This window comes from Winslowiella sp. 2C04 (genome assembly GCF_050037805.1).
Classification (GTDB): Bacteria; Pseudomonadota; Gammaproteobacteria; order Enterobacterales; family Enterobacteriaceae; genus Erwinia; species Erwinia toletana_A.
On record NZ_CP188300.1, the window covers coordinates 4658435 to 4677004 of the forward strand.

12 protein-coding genes and 1 tRNA gene are annotated in these 18570 nt (G+C 53.5%); all 13 read right to left on the reverse strand.

Annotation, left to right across the window (positions count from 1 at the left end; all coding sequences use genetic code 11):
• Positions 1-155 precede the first annotated feature (155 nt).
• Positions 156-1169, reverse strand: a complete 1014-nt coding sequence (locus ACP3TC_RS21195; RefSeq protein WP_426817208.1) for a glycosyl hydrolase family 8 — start codon at positions 1167-1169, stop codon at positions 156-158.
• Positions 1170-1181: 12 nt separating this feature from the next.
• Positions 1182-1649, reverse strand: a complete 468-nt coding sequence (bcsD, locus tag ACP3TC_RS21200) for a cellulose biosynthesis protein BcsD (protein WP_426817209.1) — start codon at positions 1647-1649, stop codon at positions 1182-1184.
• A gap of 2 nt (positions 1650-1651) precedes the next feature.
• Entirely contained in the window at positions 1652-5596 is a 3945-nt protein-coding gene (locus ACP3TC_RS21205; protein WP_313854833.1) for a cellulose biosynthesis protein BcsC, read from the reverse strand.
• A gap of 7 nt (positions 5597-5603) precedes the next feature.
• Complete coding sequence (bcsB, locus tag ACP3TC_RS21210; protein ID WP_313854831.1) at positions 5604-8096, reverse strand: cellulose biosynthesis cyclic di-GMP-binding regulatory protein BcsB; 2493 nt, start codon at positions 8094-8096, stop codon at positions 5604-5606.
• A 6-nt stretch (positions 8097-8102) separates the two neighbouring features.
• Entirely contained in the window at positions 8103-10193 is a 2091-nt protein-coding gene (gene bcsA, locus ACP3TC_RS21215; protein WP_426817210.1) for a UDP-forming cellulose synthase catalytic subunit, read from the reverse strand.
• Between the two features lie 91 nt (positions 10194-10284).
• The gene (gene bcsQ, locus ACP3TC_RS21220) at positions 10285-11082 is read right to left on the reverse strand and encodes a cellulose biosynthesis protein BcsQ (protein WP_313854828.1); all 798 of its coding nucleotides are present in this window, start codon (positions 11080-11082) and stop codon (positions 10285-10287) included.
• Entirely contained in the window at positions 11073-11669 is a 597-nt protein-coding gene (gene bcsO, locus ACP3TC_RS21225) for a cellulose biosynthesis protein BcsO (protein WP_426817211.1), read from the reverse strand. The genes bcsQ and bcsO overlap by 10 nt, the downstream gene beginning before the upstream one ends.
• Positions 11670-11975: 306 nt before the next feature.
• The gene (gene dppF, locus ACP3TC_RS21230) at positions 11976-12983 is read right to left on the reverse strand and encodes a dipeptide ABC transporter ATP-binding subunit DppF (protein ID WP_313854825.1); all 1008 of its coding nucleotides are present in this window, start codon (positions 12981-12983) and stop codon (positions 11976-11978) included.
• The gene (gene dppD, locus ACP3TC_RS21235) at positions 12973-13959 is read right to left on the reverse strand and encodes a dipeptide ABC transporter ATP-binding protein (protein ID WP_313854823.1); all 987 of its coding nucleotides are present in this window, start codon (positions 13957-13959) and stop codon (positions 12973-12975) included. Before dppD ends, dppF begins: the two co-directional genes overlap by 11 nt.
• Before the next feature lie 12 nt (positions 13960-13971).
• Positions 13972-14874, reverse strand: coding sequence for a dipeptide ABC transporter permease DppC (gene dppC, locus ACP3TC_RS21240; RefSeq protein ID WP_313854822.1), 903 nt, complete (start codon positions 14872-14874; stop codon positions 13972-13974).
• Between the two features lie 10 nt (positions 14875-14884).
• Positions 14885-15904, reverse strand: a complete 1020-nt coding sequence (gene dppB, locus ACP3TC_RS21245) for a dipeptide ABC transporter permease DppB (protein WP_313854821.1) — start codon at positions 15902-15904, stop codon at positions 14885-14887.
• Between the two features lie 184 nt (positions 15905-16088).
• Complete coding sequence (gene dppA, locus ACP3TC_RS21250) at positions 16089-17699, reverse strand: dipeptide ABC transporter periplasmic-binding protein DppA (RefSeq protein WP_313854820.1); 1611 nt, start codon at positions 17697-17699, stop codon at positions 16089-16091.
• Positions 17700-18389: 690 nt separating this feature from the next.
• Positions 18390-18466 (reverse strand) — tRNA-Pro (locus ACP3TC_RS21255).
• Positions 18467-18570: the final 104 nt, after the last annotated feature.

The following is an 18570-nucleotide window of genomic DNA, read 5'->3' on the forward strand; positions in this document are numbered from 1 at the left end:
ATATTCAGCGACGTTAACAAAGGCAGATATTTAAATATCAGTATTTTTCAGGTACTGCGTTTTCACCATGCGTGCCGGGGTTTTGCACGCTACATCACACCAAAAAGGGAGCTAAAAGCAGCGCCCCCTTCAGGAGAGAGGTATCGAAACAGCGGCTATTTAGCTTGCCGACTCTGCCATGCACTCCACACCAGCAGACGTAAACTGGCTGAATAGTAATTCTCTTGTGCATCCAGCCTGTCGGTCAGCTGAGCCGTGTCGCCCATGATCAAATCACGTACCGCCAGCAAACCACCGTCCATATTATAGGGGGCGGCTTCATTAGTGCTGACATTGATCCACGCCGGTGTTTGTAAGCGGGAATAGTTAGCCCAGTAGCGCTGGAAAGGCACCAGCCGCAGGCTTTGCGGGTCATACCACCAGATATACAGCGGAATACGGATGGCGTCGTAGCTAAAGCGTGGCGGCCAGGCAATCGCCGGAGCCATGCTGCCATCCACATTAAGCGCCACCCAGTCGAGCGGCAATGCGGAACGACCAAAATGATTCATCTTGCCCAGCAGGTCAAAGCCGTCATCAATCAGCTGGCTCCAGATTTTTAAATGGCTGCGGCGCGCGAAGTCTCGCCAGGCAGGAAACAGAAAATAGGACGGATTTAATACGACATAGCTGGTTTTATTGAAGCCCTGCGCACCCGGCAGCATAACGGTATATCCGGCAAAGCGAATGACGTTACGCGAAACAATCGCCCGCTGAATCTTGTCAGACTGGGTCAGGTAGTCTGCAACATTCCACTTCTCACCAGCGCGTAACAGCGCCCAGGCAATCAGTACGTCACCATCCGAGGCATTGTTTTTATCAATAACAGGATCGGCGGCGGCCGGATTGTAGCGCCAGTAAAACAGCCCATTATGCTTATTACTAAGGTGGAGGCGCGTCCACTGCCACAGGCGTTCAAACCCCTGGCGATCATCATTGTCTACCGCCAGCAACATGGCAAAGCCCTGGCCTTCGGTATGGCTAACATTGTTATTTGCGGTGTCCTTGATACGCCCGTCGGTAGCCATGAAGCGAGTTTTGTAACTGCTCCATCCTTCACTTGCCGCCACCTGCACGCTAAACATCCCCAGTACAACCATCATCAGCCAATGACGCCAGACAAACTTCACCTTTCAACCTCGCTAACTATTTTGATAACGGAATAATAAAGCAGCATCGTCAGATACCGAGTCACACACCAGAGGAACCTGTTCACTCCCCCCTTGCGCACGTAACCAGGCAGCATACAGCCCGGTCAGTACGGCACCCATAGCATCGCGCCAGTGTACCGCCTCAAGATGCTCATCACCTGCCGGTAATGCGCGATGGGTAATCACTAATGCATTTTCCAGCGGCTCGATATCTACAAATCCCCAGTTAAAGCGGGATAACGCCAGATTAATCTGCAGCTCAAGGTCGCGCACCGTGCGGGCGCTCTCCAGTGGATAACGCTGCGCCAGTTGCTGACCCATTTGCTGCAAAAACAGCTGACTTTCCTGCTCACCGGCATTTTCCAGCATGCCAGCCACAATCACGCTCAGCAGATCAAACCAGCCAGGCTGATGAGAGTGTAGACGGGATTGATGCAAAGTGTTGGACGGTTCACTCATCGTTATTTGTCTCCCAGCATGTAGCGGAAATAGAGTTGCGCGGTGCTTTCGTTGTAATCACCAAAGGTGTCATAGCCCAACTGTCCGCCAATGGTGACATCTTTATTCACCTTATAATCCGCTCCGGCATGCAGGTTATAGCCAATGCCGTTTTTGCTGCCACCCGAGTAGTACGCTTCTGTCGCATAACCATTGGTGACTGCGGTCTCTAACTGACTCTGCCATTGAGGATTGTTCGGGAAGTAGGCGCTGCGATCCTGTGAATAAGATTGATAGCCTGCTGAGCCACCGAAACGCACACTTAAATCATCATACTTTTGCGTGAACTCCACCGGGAAAGAGACGCTGACATAGTCCTGCGGGCTGAAATAGCCACCCTGGCCGTAACTGAAATAGCTGAGGTTTTTTGAGAAATCCATCCAGCTCATACTGATACCGGTCTTCAGCTCGCGGTCTTCGTAATGGTAAGGACGAATATAAGCACCGGCATTCGCTACCACGCTGTTGTTACTGGTGACATTCTCGCCGAGATAACTGTATGCGCCCACACCGGCATAAAAACCGGCATCGCCGTCATCATAGCTGAGTAAGGCATTGCCGCCATTTTTAGTGACGCGCCCCCAGCTTTCGCCGGAAAGTTTATCCGTTGCACCGACATAAGAGAGCAGACTGTCGGTGACCGGACGGCGCTCACCGGTCAGGATCAGCGTCAGATAATCGGTAATTTTTGGCGACCACTGAATGCCACCCACCAGCGTACTCAGATCCTGACCCAGTGGCGTGCTGCCGAGATCAATTTTGTATTGATCGCCAGTCAGTGCCAGTTTCAGCTCAACGCCAGAGGCGTTTTGTGAACCCGGAGAGTCGACGGTGACATCATCAAGATTGGCTTTATCGGTGGCAGCGGCCAGCGAATTCTGCACCGATTGCAGCGTCGACAGACCTTTCGTCGTCAGCGGATTAAGATCGTCAAAGGTGAAATCAGTGCCGTCGCTCTTGGTAATTTTCTCATTCTTCAGGGTCTGAACCGCGGCGGAAACCGCCTGCGACAGCGCACCGGTTCCGAAGCGGCGGCTTGACTGACCGTCGGCACTGCCAGCATTAAGCGAGACCGGTGTGACGGTAAATTCAAAGCGCGAATCGCCAAACGGCACGCTTGACCAGCTCAGCGGCGCTTTGGCTTCAGTCAGCTTACTCAAACCGGATTCGCCATCACGGCCGCGAATCTGTACGCCACCCTGCGCCCAGGTGCCGGTGCGTTGTTGCAGATCGTCCATCATGCTGTCGATCTGATGCAGCGTCCGGCTCTGCTGTGACGGCACATCGATAGCCGCCGTCTGACCATCGATATCACGATAGCTGGTAGCATCCGGCGCCTGCTGCCATGGCATAGTGGCACCGTAAGTTGAAGCTGTACGTCGCCGGTCTGGGGTGCTGCGGTTTATAAATGGATTATCCGCCAGCGCCAGCCCACCCACTGCTGGCACGCTGCCGGTTTCTGCACCTTGCAGCCCTATCATTTTGCCGCGTGCGGTACGTAAGTAACCCAGTGCCTGGTTATGCTCGCCTTCCGCTTCAGACACCCGCGCCATCAACAGCAGGCGTTCCGGTGTCTGTTCGCCACGCAGGCCGTTGGTTAATGCGCGAGCTTTCGGCACATCATTCAGTGCCAGCGCCACGTCAATTGAACCGACGCGTGCATCCTGGGTTGGGGTATCACGGGTTAACAGATAATCGTAAACCACGCCGGCTTCTTTATTCATTTTGCCGGATTGATACAGTCGCGCCATGGCAAACATCAGATCGCTGTTCTGCGGGTCGTTTTGCAGTGCGCCAATCAGCTTGTCGTAAGCCGCTGCGTATTGCTTCTGCTCACGCAACCGGTCGACTTCATTGATGATATAACCATTACGAATACCAGCCAGCTGGGTCGGCGTACTGCGCGATTGCAACTCCGGACTACTGAGAAAACGCTGTGCTTCGGCGCTCAGGCCCGCCTGATTCAGCACAGCCACCTGCGCAGCATAATCGCCAGCGTTGCCCTGCACGCCACGCTGCATATTGCCGCGTACTACCGCTATCGCCGTTGAAATATCTCCGGCCTGCGCCAGGTTTTGTGCCAGCTTGCCAGCATCGGCCGGATTCGACGGCGGATTGGCTGCCAGCGCTTTCAAGGTATTAGCCGCGGCCGCATCAGAACCCTGTGCCAGATACTGCGCGGCGGTCGCCATTTGCAGATTAAAGTTCACCCGCTGTGCCAGCGCGCGCATCTCCGCATTCTGGCTACTGACAGGAATGCGCGCCAGCAGTGTGCTGGCTTGCTGCCATGCGCCACTTTCGCTGGCATTCAGCGCACCGGCGTACAGCTCGTTGCTGCTGGCCCCGTTACGAAACACCGGCTGCATGACACTTGCAGCCGCGGCGTTATCACCCTGCGTCCGATAAATTCGTGCCAGATCAAGACGCAGCCAGCCATCATTTGGAAAACGTTCAATACCCTGCTGCAACAGCGTCATCGCCTGTGAGGCGTTCCCTGCCGCCAGCGCCTGTTTCGCTTGCTGACGCACCGGCTCGCTGGTGCTGACAGCTCGTGGCATCACACTCTGACGCACGCTGTCAGGCAGCGATGACAATAAGGCGTTGGCTTCTGTAGCGCGATTCTGCTGACGCAGCACGTAGAACAGGCCTTCTTTGGCGTTACGGTTATCCGCATCACTCTGCAACACCGAGCGATAGGTTTGTTCTGCCTGCGTCAGCTGGTTAGTACGGCGCAACACATCGGCACGAAATAACCTGGCCGCAATGCCCTTTTCTCCGTCGGCCTGCACCAGCGGCTCACTAAGCGTCAGCGCCTGGGCAGTATCACCAGATTTCAGCGCCTGCTGCGCCGAAGCTAACTGCGCATAAAAACGCGCGTCACTGGCCTGTTGTTGACGCTGTTGACTGTCATTTCCTCCCAGCTTCGCTGAGCGCTCGAGATAATCAGCGGCGGCGCTGTAGTTACCGCTGCGCTGCGCGGCATAACCCATACCGGCCAGCGCATCGGCATCTTGTGGATTGGCCTGCAGCACCTGTTCGAAGGCGCTTTGCGCACCAGCAACATCCCCACTGTTCAGTGCGGTAAAGCCCTGGCCTTTCTCGGCACCACCGACATTTTTGCGATAGTACTCCAGCACGGCGCTGTCCTGAGGATGGCGCTGCTGCCAAGTCTGGTACAGTGCGGCATCTTCCGGCTGCGGCGCTAACCACAATAAAGCCTGACGCATTGAGCGATCGGCATCAGGGTTACCGTCGGCCATTCCCTGCAACATCTGCAACCCTTCGCGCCGCGTCGACTCTTGCCAGGTCAATGCTTTACCCAATGCCAGCTGAGCGCCAGCATCCTGTGGATGCTGAGTAGCAAACTGGCGCAGACTGTCGATAGCCTGCGGACGCAAGCTGCGATCGCCCGCCATCGTCAGATAATATTCCGCTGCGATACTGGCAGGCGGTTCGCTACCGGCAAAAGTATTACGCCAGGTTTGCAGTGCCGCACTGACGTTACCACTACGCGCCTGCTGACGTGCCAGCGAGAGCTGCGCCTGAGGAATCGATTGCAACTGTCTGGCATTGTCCAGCTCGCTCAGTCGTGGGTCCTGCGGCGAGACGCTGCTCAGACGATTACGCCACTGAGCCGCCGCCGCGTTGTCGCCATTTTGCTGCGAATAGAGCGCCATTAGATACAGCGCCTGCGTATTATTGGCATCGACCATCAGCACTTTTTGCAGCGCATCTTTAGCCAGATCATCATGCGATTTCTGATGCCAGTAAGTGGCCTGGTCGAATAACGCCTGCAACGCCGGATTATTTTCTGCCGCCAGCAGCATGGGCGAAAACGCGCCGGCAGCCATTGCACTGCTTAGCAGTAGTGCCTGACGAACTCTGGCGGTTAACGTGGTTATTTTCATGGTTGTATCACTTCTGTTCGCCAGAGGAATCATCTTTTTTATGCCCATGCAGACGCCGCCACGCATGGCGCTTCAGCATCAGATAAGCACAGCTACCTATCACCACAGAGACCAGTAACGCCATCAATGCCATCAATACTGAATGCTGGTTGGCATACCACACCACCATCATGTACCACGGCATCTGGCCGCTCGGAAACTGCGGACCGACGCGGAAGCTGCGAATACCGTTTTCATCAGTGATGATCGCAGTATCGCCGCGAATCCCGGCATTAATCCGCGCAGAATTCAGGTCGTTATGTAAATTAAGCAGTTGCTGATCGTTACTGCCGATGGTCATCACCACCAGACGATCCTGACTCCATGGCGAGCGATAGCTGACAAACCCGCGCCAGGCTTCGTTAGAGGAGAAGTAGCGATCGGCGTCCAGTGGCTTGCGATACCAGTCACCGGTCAGCCAGCTGCGCAGTTTTTCCAGCGTATCCGGTGCTTTGACGCCAAAGGTCCGCGCGTTGGTGTAATAGGGTGAGGACTGCAACATCTGCTGATTAAACGCGCTCTGTCCGAGCGTCGACACCGCCAGCACATCGCTTTTTTGCAGCCGTGCGAGATTCGCGCCGCCAGCAGGAATACCAAACATCACGCTGCTGTGGTCGAGCGTCGCACCGGTGGCGTTGCCTGAGCGCCCGGCCATATCCAGCAGCGCGGTAATTTCTGCATCGGTGGGTTTTTCCGGCAGCAGCATCACCGTTTGTGAATAATCAGCCAAACGCGAGAACGGGAACGATGCGCCAACAAAGTAAGAGAGGTTTGGCAACAGGGTAAAATGACGGGTATTGCTCAGATCGATCGACGAACTCTCTTCGATACGGCTCTTGATATTATTATTCAGTAACACGCTGCAAGGCGCATCGGCCTTTGGCTGGATATTAAAATAGAGTTGCAGCTGGTTATCGCCATAAATTAGATAGGGTTCCAGATTCAGCGTGTACTTTTCCTGACGCGCATCCCCCCCCAGCCGATGCCAGATATTCTCCAGCAGACCGACTTTATTCACCGTCAGATTACGCAAAAAGGTGCCATTCAGCGTGACATTGAGCAGTGATTTATTCTCATCGATCCAGTTTTCTGACGGAAAGCGATAGTTAAGCTGCACCGGAATGGTATCGCCGTCCCACAGGAACAGATCCGGCGCGGCGCGGAAGTTAACCCGCAAGGCGTCGTGCCAGATTCCGTTGGTGGTCAGACTCTGGTCCTTGCGCAATAATTCACTTAGCAGCACCGGTCGATCGGTATTAATCCAGCGCGGCGCATCATAGGCTTTACGCTGCGGAATAGTTTGCGTCGCAACCGTCAGCGTCGGTGAATCCTGCGCCAGCGGCGCATTGATTAAACGGTAAGCGGCCTGACGTAACTGATCTTCATTTTTACCGATCACCAGCATCAATTTATAAGTGGGGTTATCAGGATTATCTACCAGTTGCAGCGTTGGCGCGTCTACCGCAGGTAGCGTCAGGCTGCCCACTCTTTCGCCTGGCTGGCCAAACACCATACCGTTTTTCTCTGGCAGCTGATTACGCAGCACCGGGAAGCGCGCGCCACGATAGTCTGCCTGGATGCCAACCCATGAAGCCACCATCGCCGCAGCGGTAACCTGTGCTGGTGTGACCTTGGCAGGAAAAGCCATCGGCACCGTAGCAGATGTCATCTGCAGCGGATCAATAAACGGCCGCGGGAAGTTACGCATACTGGTGCCGATATTCAGCTGCTGACCTTCCAGTGACAGGCGGGTCTGCGGCAGAATAGTGACCTGATATTGATCGGCACTGTCACGCTCGCACAACAGCTGATCGGCGTCGTTGATTTTAAAACTCAGGTTGTTACTTGATACCACCATCGCCGCCGGAATATCCAGCTGGAAACTGGCGCTGTCGCTGTCGGAAGCGCTCAGCGGCAGCGTACCCAACGGCTGGCCGTTGAGCATCAGCTGCATTGAGGTGTTGCGCGCGGCCAGCGCGGGTGAAACGTGCAACGTTAAATCGAGATGCGCATTGGTAATCACCTGGTCGCTCGGCAGGGTAAACACGATGCCTGACTGCAACTGACCCCCGCTGAGCGTAATACCCTTCTGCTGCCCCATCTGCGCCACGGTCACGCTGCTGGAAATCGGCTGAAACGCCAACGCTGGCGCATTACCAGCCACCGGCGGCAAATCGGCCGGAGTGAGCTCAGCAGGTTGCGCGATCGCCGTTTCCGGTGCCGCCGTCGTGGCTGGATCGGTTATCTGGCTGCCGGTCAGCAGGCTTTCAGGCGCATACGGCATCGCTTCAGCAGAAGAACGCAGGCTGCTTTCTGCGGTATCAATATCCGCTGGCGGCGGAAGTTGCGACAACGCATTGCTGTCGACGGTGACGCTCTGCTCCACTGCCCCGGCGCTGCTCAACGTGATACTGCCGCCAATCAGGGTTGCCAGCATCGCCTTGATAAAAAGTTGCTTCATGCGGCGTTATCCTCTTGCAGCGGCTTTGCTGGCTTTGCGTTTGTCACGACGCGCCTGCCAGGTAAGCCAGAACAATTCAAAAACGGTGCGGATAATGGTTAACAGCGAACGCAGCGGGTTATCCGGTTGATGCGGTGGTTGAATCCAGGCATCGGCACGCGCCAGCACAACGCGTACCAGTTCACGCCGCCGCGATAGCGGCATTTCTTCAAATTTCATGCGGATCACGCCATCGCTGGCACCCATGGTTTTCACCGGGATAGAGATAGCGCCAGACTGCAACAGCAGATCAATCTCTTCAATCTCATCATTTTCATGACGATTATCCGGCGCGACAATTTGCGCACCGCCCATCGACAGATTCACCGTGGTGCTGCGTGAAGAGATACCGCTGGCGTAGTGAATAATCACCGGCACTTTTACATCAATACGGATGGTTTTACGCGTCTGGCGAGTTTCACGCGCCACGGCGATTGCCGCCATCAGAATAATCAGGCTGAAGATCGCCCAGCCAACGTTCAGCGCGATAACGTAAGGATCAACACCAAAGTAGTCATGCGCGACGGCACGGGTAATACCGGCAACAATGCCGATAAACAGCAAGGCTGCGGTAATAACGTGCGGTCGCACGATGTTAAAATCGAAGAAGCCAACGTCCAGCAAGCCGCCCTTATCGGTAACGTTAAATTTGCCGTGCTTTGGCGACAACAGGGTTAATATCGTCGGGATCACCAGATGAAATGCCATCACCGTTTCGTAAATTTCACCCCAGAAGGTGTAGCGGAAACGGCCATTCATTCGTGAGTTGACGAACACTGACATCACCAGATGCGGCAGTACATAGGCAAAAATCAGTGAAGCCGATGAGTGAATGATATTCAGATTAAACAGCAGATAACACAGCGGCGCGGTCAGAAACACCACGCGCGGCAAGCCAAACTGGAAGTGCAGCATCGCGTTAAGATAACAGAGACGCTGTTGCCACTTCAGGCCGCGACCCAGTAAAGGATTATCGACGCGGAAAATCTGCGTCATGCCTCGCGCCCAGCGGGTGCGCTGCACCACGTGCAGCCCCAGACGCTCGGTCGCCAGACCGGCTGCCAGCGGGATCGCCAGAAACGCGGAACCCCATCCGAGACGCTGCATCTTTAATGCGGTGTGGGCATCTTCGGTCACCGTCTCAACCGCAAAACCGCCAATCTCTTCCAGCGCCGAGCGGCGAATCACCGCACAGGAACCGCAGAAAAAGGTGGCATTCCAGTTATCGTTGCCCTGCTGAACCGGCCCATAAAATAAAGCGCCTTCATTGGGTACATTGCGTGCCGCGCGCAGGTTACGTTCGAACGGATCGGGAGAGTAAAAATAGTGCGGGGTTTGCAACAGCGCCAGCTTCGGATCGTTCAGAAATGGCCCCACCGTCGCCTGCAGGAAAGTCCGCGTCGCCACGTGGTCACAGTCAAAGACGCAAATCAGCTCGCCTTTAGTGATTTTCATCGCATGGTTAAGATTGCCCGCTTTCGCATGCGAGTTATCTTCACGGGTAATATAGCCGACGCCGACATCGGCGGCGAACACTGCAAACTCACTGCGCTTGCCATCATCCAGCAGGTAGATTTTGAGTTTATTGCGCGGGTAATCAATACACTGTGCCGCCAGCACCGTATCACGGACTACATCAAGGCTTTCGTTATAGGTCGGCACGTAAACATCGACCGTCGGCCACAGATTGATATCATCCGGCAGCGGTTCGATAGTGCGCTTTAGCGGCCAGGTGGTTTGCAGGAAGCCGAGGATTAAAATCAGCCAGACATACAGTTCGGCAATAAATAAGCCAATCCCGAGGATCGCTTCAATTTCAGAATTGAAATGCAGCGTCTCCGTGGCGCGCCAATAAATATAGCGGGTGGACATTAACGCCGACAGGATCACCATCACAATTGAGACTTGCTTACTTTTACTCAGACCGAGTAAAAACAAGATTCCGATACTAATTAAGCCAAATATATATTGCTTCTGACTGTCCATTGGCGTGATGACAATCACCGCTGCAACTGGAAATAATACCAGCAACAGCAGGTAAAAGAGCGCTTTATTCATTGGGAATCCCGCAAGCAAGGATAGATTTTAATGCTTATAAATAAGCTATTTGTAACCCACTACTGGGTGCGGCATCCTTGCCACGTCAACGTCAGAATGAACGCAGATTGGCATGAACTTCGCCATCACCAACCTTAATATTCAGTAAGCCAGCCAGACGTTTACTGACCAGCTCAATATCAAACGCCGCGGCGGATACCGGGCTAAAGTCAAAAATCGAACGCTGCGACGCATTGGCTTCCGCCACACTCTCATCGCGATGCACGACACCCAGCAGTTTTTCACCAAGACGCTGCTGCATAAACGCCGTGACATCGCGGCTGATATTACGGCGCGAATCACTCTGGTTCAGAATAAAGTAATGTCCTGATTTTTGGTTCAGCGCTTTACCGATCATCCGTTCATTTTCAATTTGTGGCAGCAGTGATAAGGACGCGGTATCTGCCAGCATCACCACCAAATGCAAATCTGCCAGCTCACTCATCGCTTTCAGCGCCGGGCCAGGGCCGGGAGGGAAATCGGCAATAATCACCAGCCCGGGATAATTGAGTACCGTATCCAGCCCACGTCGCAGAAAGTGGGGGTCGTTCGCCAGATTATTTTCAAACGCTACGCGTTGATCTTCAGTGACATCGCCGTAAGGCAGTACAAAGATATTACCGCCGGTAGTCAGGATCGACTGGCTCCAGTCGGAGTTTTCGGCCGAACGGGCAACAAACCCGCGCCCGTCAGACAGCGGTACGCCAAAATGCAGACGCAGCGCATTTTGCACGTCAAAATCAATGGCCAGTACCTTACTTCCCCCGCGCGCCAGTGCGTAAGCCAGATTAGCCGCCATGGTGGTTTTACCCACGCCACCTTTTGGAGAACACACACAAACTAACGGCATAAAGCAATCTTCTCCAGCAGGGGTTTAAGTAATGCATCTTTGGTCAGACTGATTGCCGGGCTGGCAGAACGGGAGTGAAACAACTGTTTGTAACGCGACGTATTTTCAGTATGGCTGACAGGCGGCGCAGCAGCCAGTTGAGCGGCGGCCTGCTGAAACAGGGGAACAGCAGCAGCTTCAGTCCACGGCGAAATGGAAGCCGCAGCAGGCGGTGTCATTTGTGCAGCTGGCGGCATGTCTGGCCGTGCTGACGACAATTCGGCAGCGGGCTTTAGCGTTGCCGCAATACTGTCAAACAGTGAGCCGTCCTGATGAGTCACCGACGGAGCGGCAATAAAAGACTTCACCACCTGATGCGCTGAGACCGGTGAGGCAAACTGATCTTTTGTTATCGGTTGCGGTTGAATCACATCAATACTTTGCCCACGCTCCAGCGCAGAATCGCCGTTATTGTCATTGAGTAATTGCTTGATGATTGCCCAATTAGTGGTATCAGATTCAAGGGATTGCTCGGACATGTCCTTGAATTTGATGTTATTTGTTTGCGTTTTTTCTTTGAATCGCTGCAAATCATCATAACTTTTCATATGATTCAACGTATTAATGGCTTGATTTGAGAAAAATATAGCACACTCCAAAATGTTGAGTCAGAAGATTCTAATTAATTAAACGTGATGATCCATCATTGTTTTTAATCCAATGGATTAGTTAATTCCAGAATGATTACGTCTGTTATTTATGGTCACCGTAACTATTTAAAATTCTTAAATGGATAAAGCGGGATTTTTCTCATGCTGAAAGATGAGTAAGAAAGAAATTAATCATCACTGAATGAAGGGGTTAGTCAAAGTTATGTCGGTAAAAAAGGCCGACAGATGTCGGCCTGATTTGATTTACACCGCGTGTTGCTGCTCATCCTGATCGACGGCAAAACAGGCGATTTGTTGTTCACCATACTGCTTCAGCGTTGGCTGCAACTGCGTGCAGGTGCTGAAACGACGACGACAGCGGGCATTAAACGCACATCCCGGCGGTGGATTAAGCGGGCTGGGCAGTTCACCTGTCAGCTTAATACGTTCACGACGGTCGTCCGGATTCAGACGCGGTGTTGCCGACAACAGCGCCTGAGTATACGGATGACGTGGATTGGCAAAAATCGCCTCTTTGCTGCCCTTTTCCACGCAGCGGCCAAGATACATCACCATCACTTCATCGGCGATATGTTCAACAACCGATAAGTCATGGGAAATAAACACGTAAGAAAGGCCGAGGTCTTGTTGCAGATCCATCATCAGATTCAATACCTGCGCCCTGACCGATACATCAAGCGCGGAGACCGGTTCATCAGCGATCAGCACATCCGGATCGAGCATCAGGCCACGGGCAATCGCGATGCGCTGGCGCTGACCACCGGAAAACATATGCGGATAGCGATCATAATGCTCGGTTTTCAGACCCACTTTCGCCATCATCTCCAGCGTTTTTTCACGGCGCTCGGCTTTGCTCAGGCTGGTATTGATCTGTAACGGCTCTTCCAGTATCTGGCTGACCTTTTTACGCGGATTCAGCGAGCCATACGGATTCTGGAACACAATCTGGATTTTCTGCCGACGCAACTTCTGCGCCTGGGGATCGTGTTTCAGCAAATCCTGACCGTGCCAATACAGCTGGCCTTCGGTGGGCGTCTCAATCATCGTCAGCAGGCGGCCAAGCGTCGATTTTCCGCAGCCCGACTCACCGACTACCGCCAGCGTTTTGCCGCGCTCAAGATTAAACGAAACGCCATCCAACGCTTTAACCAGGCGTTCCTGACCAAACAGCCCTTTCTTCACCGGATAGTGCTTTTTCAGATCGATAGCCTGCAACAGATACTGCTGCTCCAGCGATTTATCATGACTCATAAGTTGGTCTCCCGGCATCATCCAGAGGGAAATGGCATTTGGACTGACGCCCTGGAATATCACGCAGTTCAGGTTCTTCGGTACGGCAGCGCACGTTGGCATACGGGCAGCGCGGGTTAAGCAGACAGCCCTCTGGGCGGTCATATTTACCCGGCACCACGCCCGGCAACGAAGCCAGACGCGCTTTATCGGCGGCAAACTCCGGCAACGCGCGTAACAGCGCCTGGGTATACGGGTGCCGCGGTGCACGGAAAATATCGACCGCTTTCCCGGTTTCCACCACTTGCCCGGCGTACATCACAATAATGTGCTGTGCCGCTTCCGCCACCAGCGCCAGATCGTGAGTAATCAGGATCAGCGCCATATTTTCCTGACGTTGCAGGTCGAGCAGCAGCTCAATAATCTGCGCCTGAATCGTCACGTCCAGTGCGGTGGTCGGTTCATCGGCAATCAGTAATTTAGGGCGGCAGGCAATCGCCATGGCGATCATCACGCGCTGGCTCATTCCGCCAGAAAGCTGGTGCGGATAAACGTCGAGACGCGAGGCCGGATCGGGAATCCCCACCTGGTTAAGCAGATCGATGGCGCGCTGACGACGAGTACGGCGGTTGCCGCCCTGGTGAACCTTGATCGCTTCCATAATCTGAAAACCGACGGTATAGCACGGGTTAAGGCTGGTCATTGGATCCTGGAAAATCATCGCCACTTCCGAACCCACCAGCTGACGCCGCTCTTTCTCCGAGATTTTCTTCAGGTCGCGCTGGTTAAACTCCAGCTTGTCGGCCATCACCCTGCCGGGATAATCGATCAGCCCCATAATCGCCAGCGAGCTGACCGATTTACCGGAGCCAGACTCGCCGACAATACCGACTACCTGCCCCTGCTCAACCTGGTAACTAATGCGGTCAACCGCACGAAACGGTGCCTTTTCGTCGCCGAAATGCACCGATAATTTATCTACATTTAATAACGCCATGTCGGTGCCTCTTTACTGCTTGAGTTTCGGGTCGAGGGCATCACGTAAGCCATCACCCATCAGGTTAAATGCCAGAACCGTCAGCAGAATCGCAACACCCGGGAAGGTGACGACCCACCAGGCACTTTGCGCATACTGCAATACGTCGGAGAGCATGGTGCCCCACTCCGGCGTTGGCGGTTGCGCGCCCATACCCAAGAAGCCCAACGCAGCCATATCAAGAATCGCGTTGGAGAAGCCAAGAGACGCCTGCACGATCAGCGGTGCGAGGCAGTTCGGCAAAATATTGACGAACATCTGCCGCAGTGCGCCAGCACCCGCGACTCTCGACGCGGTAACATAGTCACGGTTCACTTCCACCAATACCGCGGCGCGGGTTAAGCGGATATAGTGCGGCAGTGCCACAAATGTCAGCGCAATCGAAGCATTAACGATCGACGGGCCAAAGATGGCAACCAGTACCAATGCCAGCAGCAGGCTTGGCAGCGCCAGCATGATATCGACCAGACGCATAATCGCCGCATCTACCGCACCACCGACGTAACCGGCGATTAAGCCGAACACCACGCCGAGGATCAGTGACAGCACCACCACCATACAGCCAACCAGCAGCGACAGGCGTGCGCCGTACATCAGGCGTGACAGCACGTCACGGCCAACATCGTCAGTACCCAAAATAAACTGCCAGCTGCCGCCTTCCTGCCAGACCGGCGGGCGCAGTAGTGCATCACGGAACTGCTCAGCAGGCGCGTGCGGTGCCAGCACGCTGGCGAACACCGCGATTAAAATCATGACCACCACGTAGACCAGGCCGACAACCGCACCCTTGTTACGCTTAAAATAGTGCCAGAATTCCTGAATCGGGGTCATCGGCTTTGGTGCAGCGCTGACGCTGCCCGGAGTAATTTGAGACATCCTGGCCCCCTTATTTTTTATGTCGGATACGTGGGTTAACCACGCCATACAGCAGGTCGACCAGCAGGTTTACCAGGATAATCAAGGTAGCAACCAGCAGGACGCCGCCCTGAACCACCGGATAGTCACGACGCTGTAAAGCATCGATCAGCCAGCGGCCCAGTCCCGGCCAGGAGAAAATGGTTTCGGTGAGGATCGCACCTGCCAGCAACGTGCCGACTTGCAGACCAATCACGGTGACCACCGGTAACATCGCATTACGCAGCGCATGCACCACAATCACCCGCATGCGCGTCAGCCCTTTAGCGCGAGCAGTACGGATGTAATCCTCGCCCAGCACTTCCAGCATTGATGAACGCGTCATACGCACAATTACCGCCAGCGGTATGGTGCCCAGCACTACCGCAGGCAGAATCATATGCATCACGGCATCATGGAAGTTGCCTGGCTCGCCCCAAATCAGCGTATCAATCAGCATAAAACCGGTCAGCGGCATGGTATCGTCAAGGAACACCGTATCGCCGATGCGCCCGGAGACCGGCGTCAGGTTAAGCTGCACCGACACCAGCATGATCATCATCATGCCCCACCAGAAGATTGGCATTGAGTAACCGGTCAGGGAGATCCCAACAGCGGTATGATCAAAGATTGACCCGCGTTTTACTGCCGCCAGCACGCCAACCGGAATGCCTACCGCAATTGCAAACAGCATCGCGCAGATGCCCAGCTCCAGCGTGGCTTTAAAGCGCGGTACAAATTCGTCCCATACCGGGATGCGGCTTTTCAGGGAGATACCCAGATCGCCATGCAACACACCATTAATGTAGGTGAGGTACTGCTTCCACATCGGCTGGTCCAGCCCCAACTGGGCCAGTAACTGGGCATGACGTTCAGGAGAGATGCCACGTTCACCGGCCATAATCATTACCGGGTCGCCCGGAATCAGGTGAACGAAAGCGAAAGTTAACAGGGTGATACCAATAAACGTTGGGATAACCAAACCCAAACGTCGGAGTATGAACTGCAGCATAATCCGTAATCTCTGTATTTTCCCGCAGCGCGTAGCCGACGGGATTATAATTGCTCACATCTTGCGGTAAACCAGACAGCGCTCACCGCGACGCTCTGACTCTCACAGGAGCCAGCTCGCGCCTTGACCAGTTTATTCATCCGGGAAAAGGGCCAGCCAGGCTGGCCCTGCAGGGTATAACGACTTACTCTGCGATATCGACGTTGACGAAGTAGTGGCCGCCTAATGGATCGACGACATAACCACTGACTTTCTTACTGACTGGCTCATAGACAGTAGAATGCGCGATAATCAGAGCAGGCGCCTGGTCGTGCATCACAACCTGAGCTTGCTTGTAGTAAGAGATACGTTTTTCGTGATCTTCAGTTGCACGGGCAGGCTGAATCTGATCTTCAAACGGCTTGTAACACCAGCGCGAATAGTTAGAACCATCTTTCGCCGCTGCGCAGCTGAACAGGGTCGCGAAGAAGTTATCCGGATCCCCGTTATCACCGGTCCAGCCCATCATAACCGTCTGATGCTCACCGGCTTTGGCACGCTTCAGATACTCGCCCCACTCGTAGGTTACGATTTTGGCTTTCACGCCGATTTTCGCCCAGTCAGCCTGAATCATCTCAGCCATACGGCGCGCGTTCGGGTTATAAGGGCGTTGTACCGGCATCGCCCACAGATCGATGCTGAAGCCATCTGCCATGCCCGCTTCTTTCAGCAGAGCTTTGGCTTTTTCCACATCGTATGGGTAATCCTGCACTTCATCGTTGTAGCCCCACATGGTTGGTGGGATCAGGTTTTTAGCCGACTGGCCTGCACCCTGATAAACCGCTTCGATGATGGCTTTCTTATTTACCGCCATGGTCAGCGCCTGACGCACTTTCAGATTATCCAGCGGTTTTTTCTCAACGTTAAATGACAGATAGCCGACGTTCAGGCCAGGCTGCTCCATCAGGTTGATGTTTTTATCCTGCTTCATGCGCGCGATATCTGCCGGATTCGGGTACGGCATCACCTGGCATTCGCCTTTCTGCATTTTCGCGTAACGCACGGACGCGTCTGGCGTGATAGAGAACACTAAGCGATCAATCTTCGGCTTGGTGCCCCAGTAATCGGCGTTAGCTTTATACAAAATGCGTGAATCTTTCTGGTACTGCAGCAGCTGGAATGGGCCAGTCCCTACCGGGTTCAGGTCCACTTTTTCCGGGGTGCCGGCTTTCAGCATGTTATCGGCATATTCGGCAGACAGCACAGAGGCAAAATCCATCCCCAGGTCAGCGAGGAACGGTGCTTCAGGACGGGTCAGCACAAAGCGCACGGTGTTATCGTCCACTTTCTCAACTTTGCTGATCAGATTAGGCATATCCATGCCTTCGAAGTATTCGTAGCTGCCGCCGGAAACGCCGTGATACTTGTTGTTTTTATCCAGCTGACGCTCAAAGGTAAAGATAACGTCGTCGGCATTAAAATCGCGGGTTGGCTTGAAGTCTTTGGTCGTGTGCCATTTCACACCTTTACGCAGGTGGAATGTATAGGTTTTGCCATCTTCACTGACGTCCCATTTTTCAGCCAGCGCCGGCTGAATTTCGGTCGTACCAATTTTAAATTCAACCAGACGGTTATAAATCTGACGAGAACTGGCGTCATAGGTAGTGCCGGAGGTGAATAACTGCGGGTTAAAGCCCTCAGGTGAGCCTTCTGAACAGTAGACGAGGGTTTTCGCCTGGACACCTGCGGCAACGGTCATAGCGATCAGGCTCAGACCAACCTTCAGCATCCCTGATTTAGCCAAGGAAATACTCATGCTTATGCTCCAATTGTGATGTGTTGTTGTGTGCGTTACGCCCGACCTGTGTTTTTTTAATGTGGTCAGGAGATCAATGAAGAATTTCGGTTAAAAGCAGTTTTATTTACGTCTGACTCCGTGGAATCCATCAGACGAATCCGCTTACTTCCACTTCACTGAGGCATCAATTTGTCAACAGTTGCAACCAACGTCAATACAACTATCAGGTATTTACACAGAGTGTGAGAAACAGCAAGCAAACATAAAAAAAACTTCCTGCTAACAATTACAGTTAAAAAACACTCTACAGCCACCAATAACCAGACAATGATCGCGTGTAACAAAAATTTACCAGCGATTTACACCACTAAAAAACAAATAAAAATTGTCGTTAAACGCTGAATAACTGCTCGATAAATTTTGTTATCCAGCACCAAAGCAGCTAAATATGCTGGCATTGTGGCATAAGAAATGGTCAACAAGCGGGAATCGGTCATAAGAAGAACGTGTCGCGAATTAAGCGCTCAGCCCGTACGGTGCAAGGGTTTAAGGCAAATCACAGCTATCAGAATGCAGAGAAGTGTTTTACGTCGAATAAAACAGCGGCAGAGAAAGGTTAAGCTGGTCAGATTACTGAAGAGATAACAAAGAAAATGGCGGATGCAAAAAGCAAAAAACCCCAGTCATTGCTGACTGGGGTTCTGAAGATGGTCGGCGAGAGAGGATTCGAACCTCCGACCCACTGGTCCCAAACCAGTTGCGCTACCAAGCTGCGCTACTCGCCGATGGGGGCGCATGTTACTGCTACCCCCTGATAGCGTCAATGACTTTTTGAAAAATGCTTACCGATTGCCTGGAAAGCGTGCGAACGTAAGCTAAGTGCTTCCTT

What these genes read in the sequence shown, in the direction of transcription:
- bcsD (WP_426817209.1), bottom strand. Translation starts at nt 1,649, where the DNA reads ATGAGTGAACCGTCCAACACTTTGCATCAATCCCGTCTACACTCTCAT.
- ACP3TC_RS21205 (WP_313854833.1), bottom strand. Translation starts at nt 5,596, where the DNA reads ATGAAAATAACCACGTTAACCGCCAGAGTTCGTCAGGCACTACTGCTA.
- bcsB (WP_313854831.1), bottom strand. Translation starts at nt 8,096, where the DNA reads ATGAAGCAACTTTTTATCAAGGCGATGCTGGCAACCCTGATTGGCGGC.
- bcsA (WP_426817210.1), bottom strand. Translation starts at nt 10,193, where the DNA reads ATGAATAAAGCGCTCTTTTACCTGCTGTTGCTGGTATTATTTCCAGTT.
- bcsQ (WP_313854828.1), bottom strand. Translation starts at nt 11,082, where the DNA reads ATGCCGTTAGTTTGTGTGTGTTCTCCAAAAGGTGGCGTGGGTAAAACC.
- bcsO (WP_426817211.1), bottom strand. Translation starts at nt 11,669, where the DNA reads ATGAAAAGTTATGATGATTTGCAGCGATTCAAAGAAAAAACGCAAACA.
- dppF (WP_313854825.1), bottom strand. Translation starts at nt 12,983, where the DNA reads ATGAGTCATGATAAATCGCTGGAGCAGCAGTATCTGTTGCAGGCTATC.
- dppD (WP_313854823.1), bottom strand. Translation starts at nt 13,959, where the DNA reads ATGGCGTTATTAAATGTAGATAAATTATCGGTGCATTTCGGCGACGAA.
- dppC (WP_313854822.1), bottom strand. Translation starts at nt 14,874, where the DNA reads ATGTCTCAAATTACTCCGGGCAGCGTCAGCGCTGCACCAAAGCCGATG.
- dppB (WP_313854821.1), bottom strand. Translation starts at nt 15,904, where the DNA reads ATGCTGCAGTTCATACTCCGACGTTTGGGTTTGGTTATCCCAACGTTT.
- dppA (WP_313854820.1), bottom strand. Translation starts at nt 17,699, where the DNA reads ATGAGTATTTCCTTGGCTAAATCAGGGATGCTGAAGGTTGGTCTGAGC.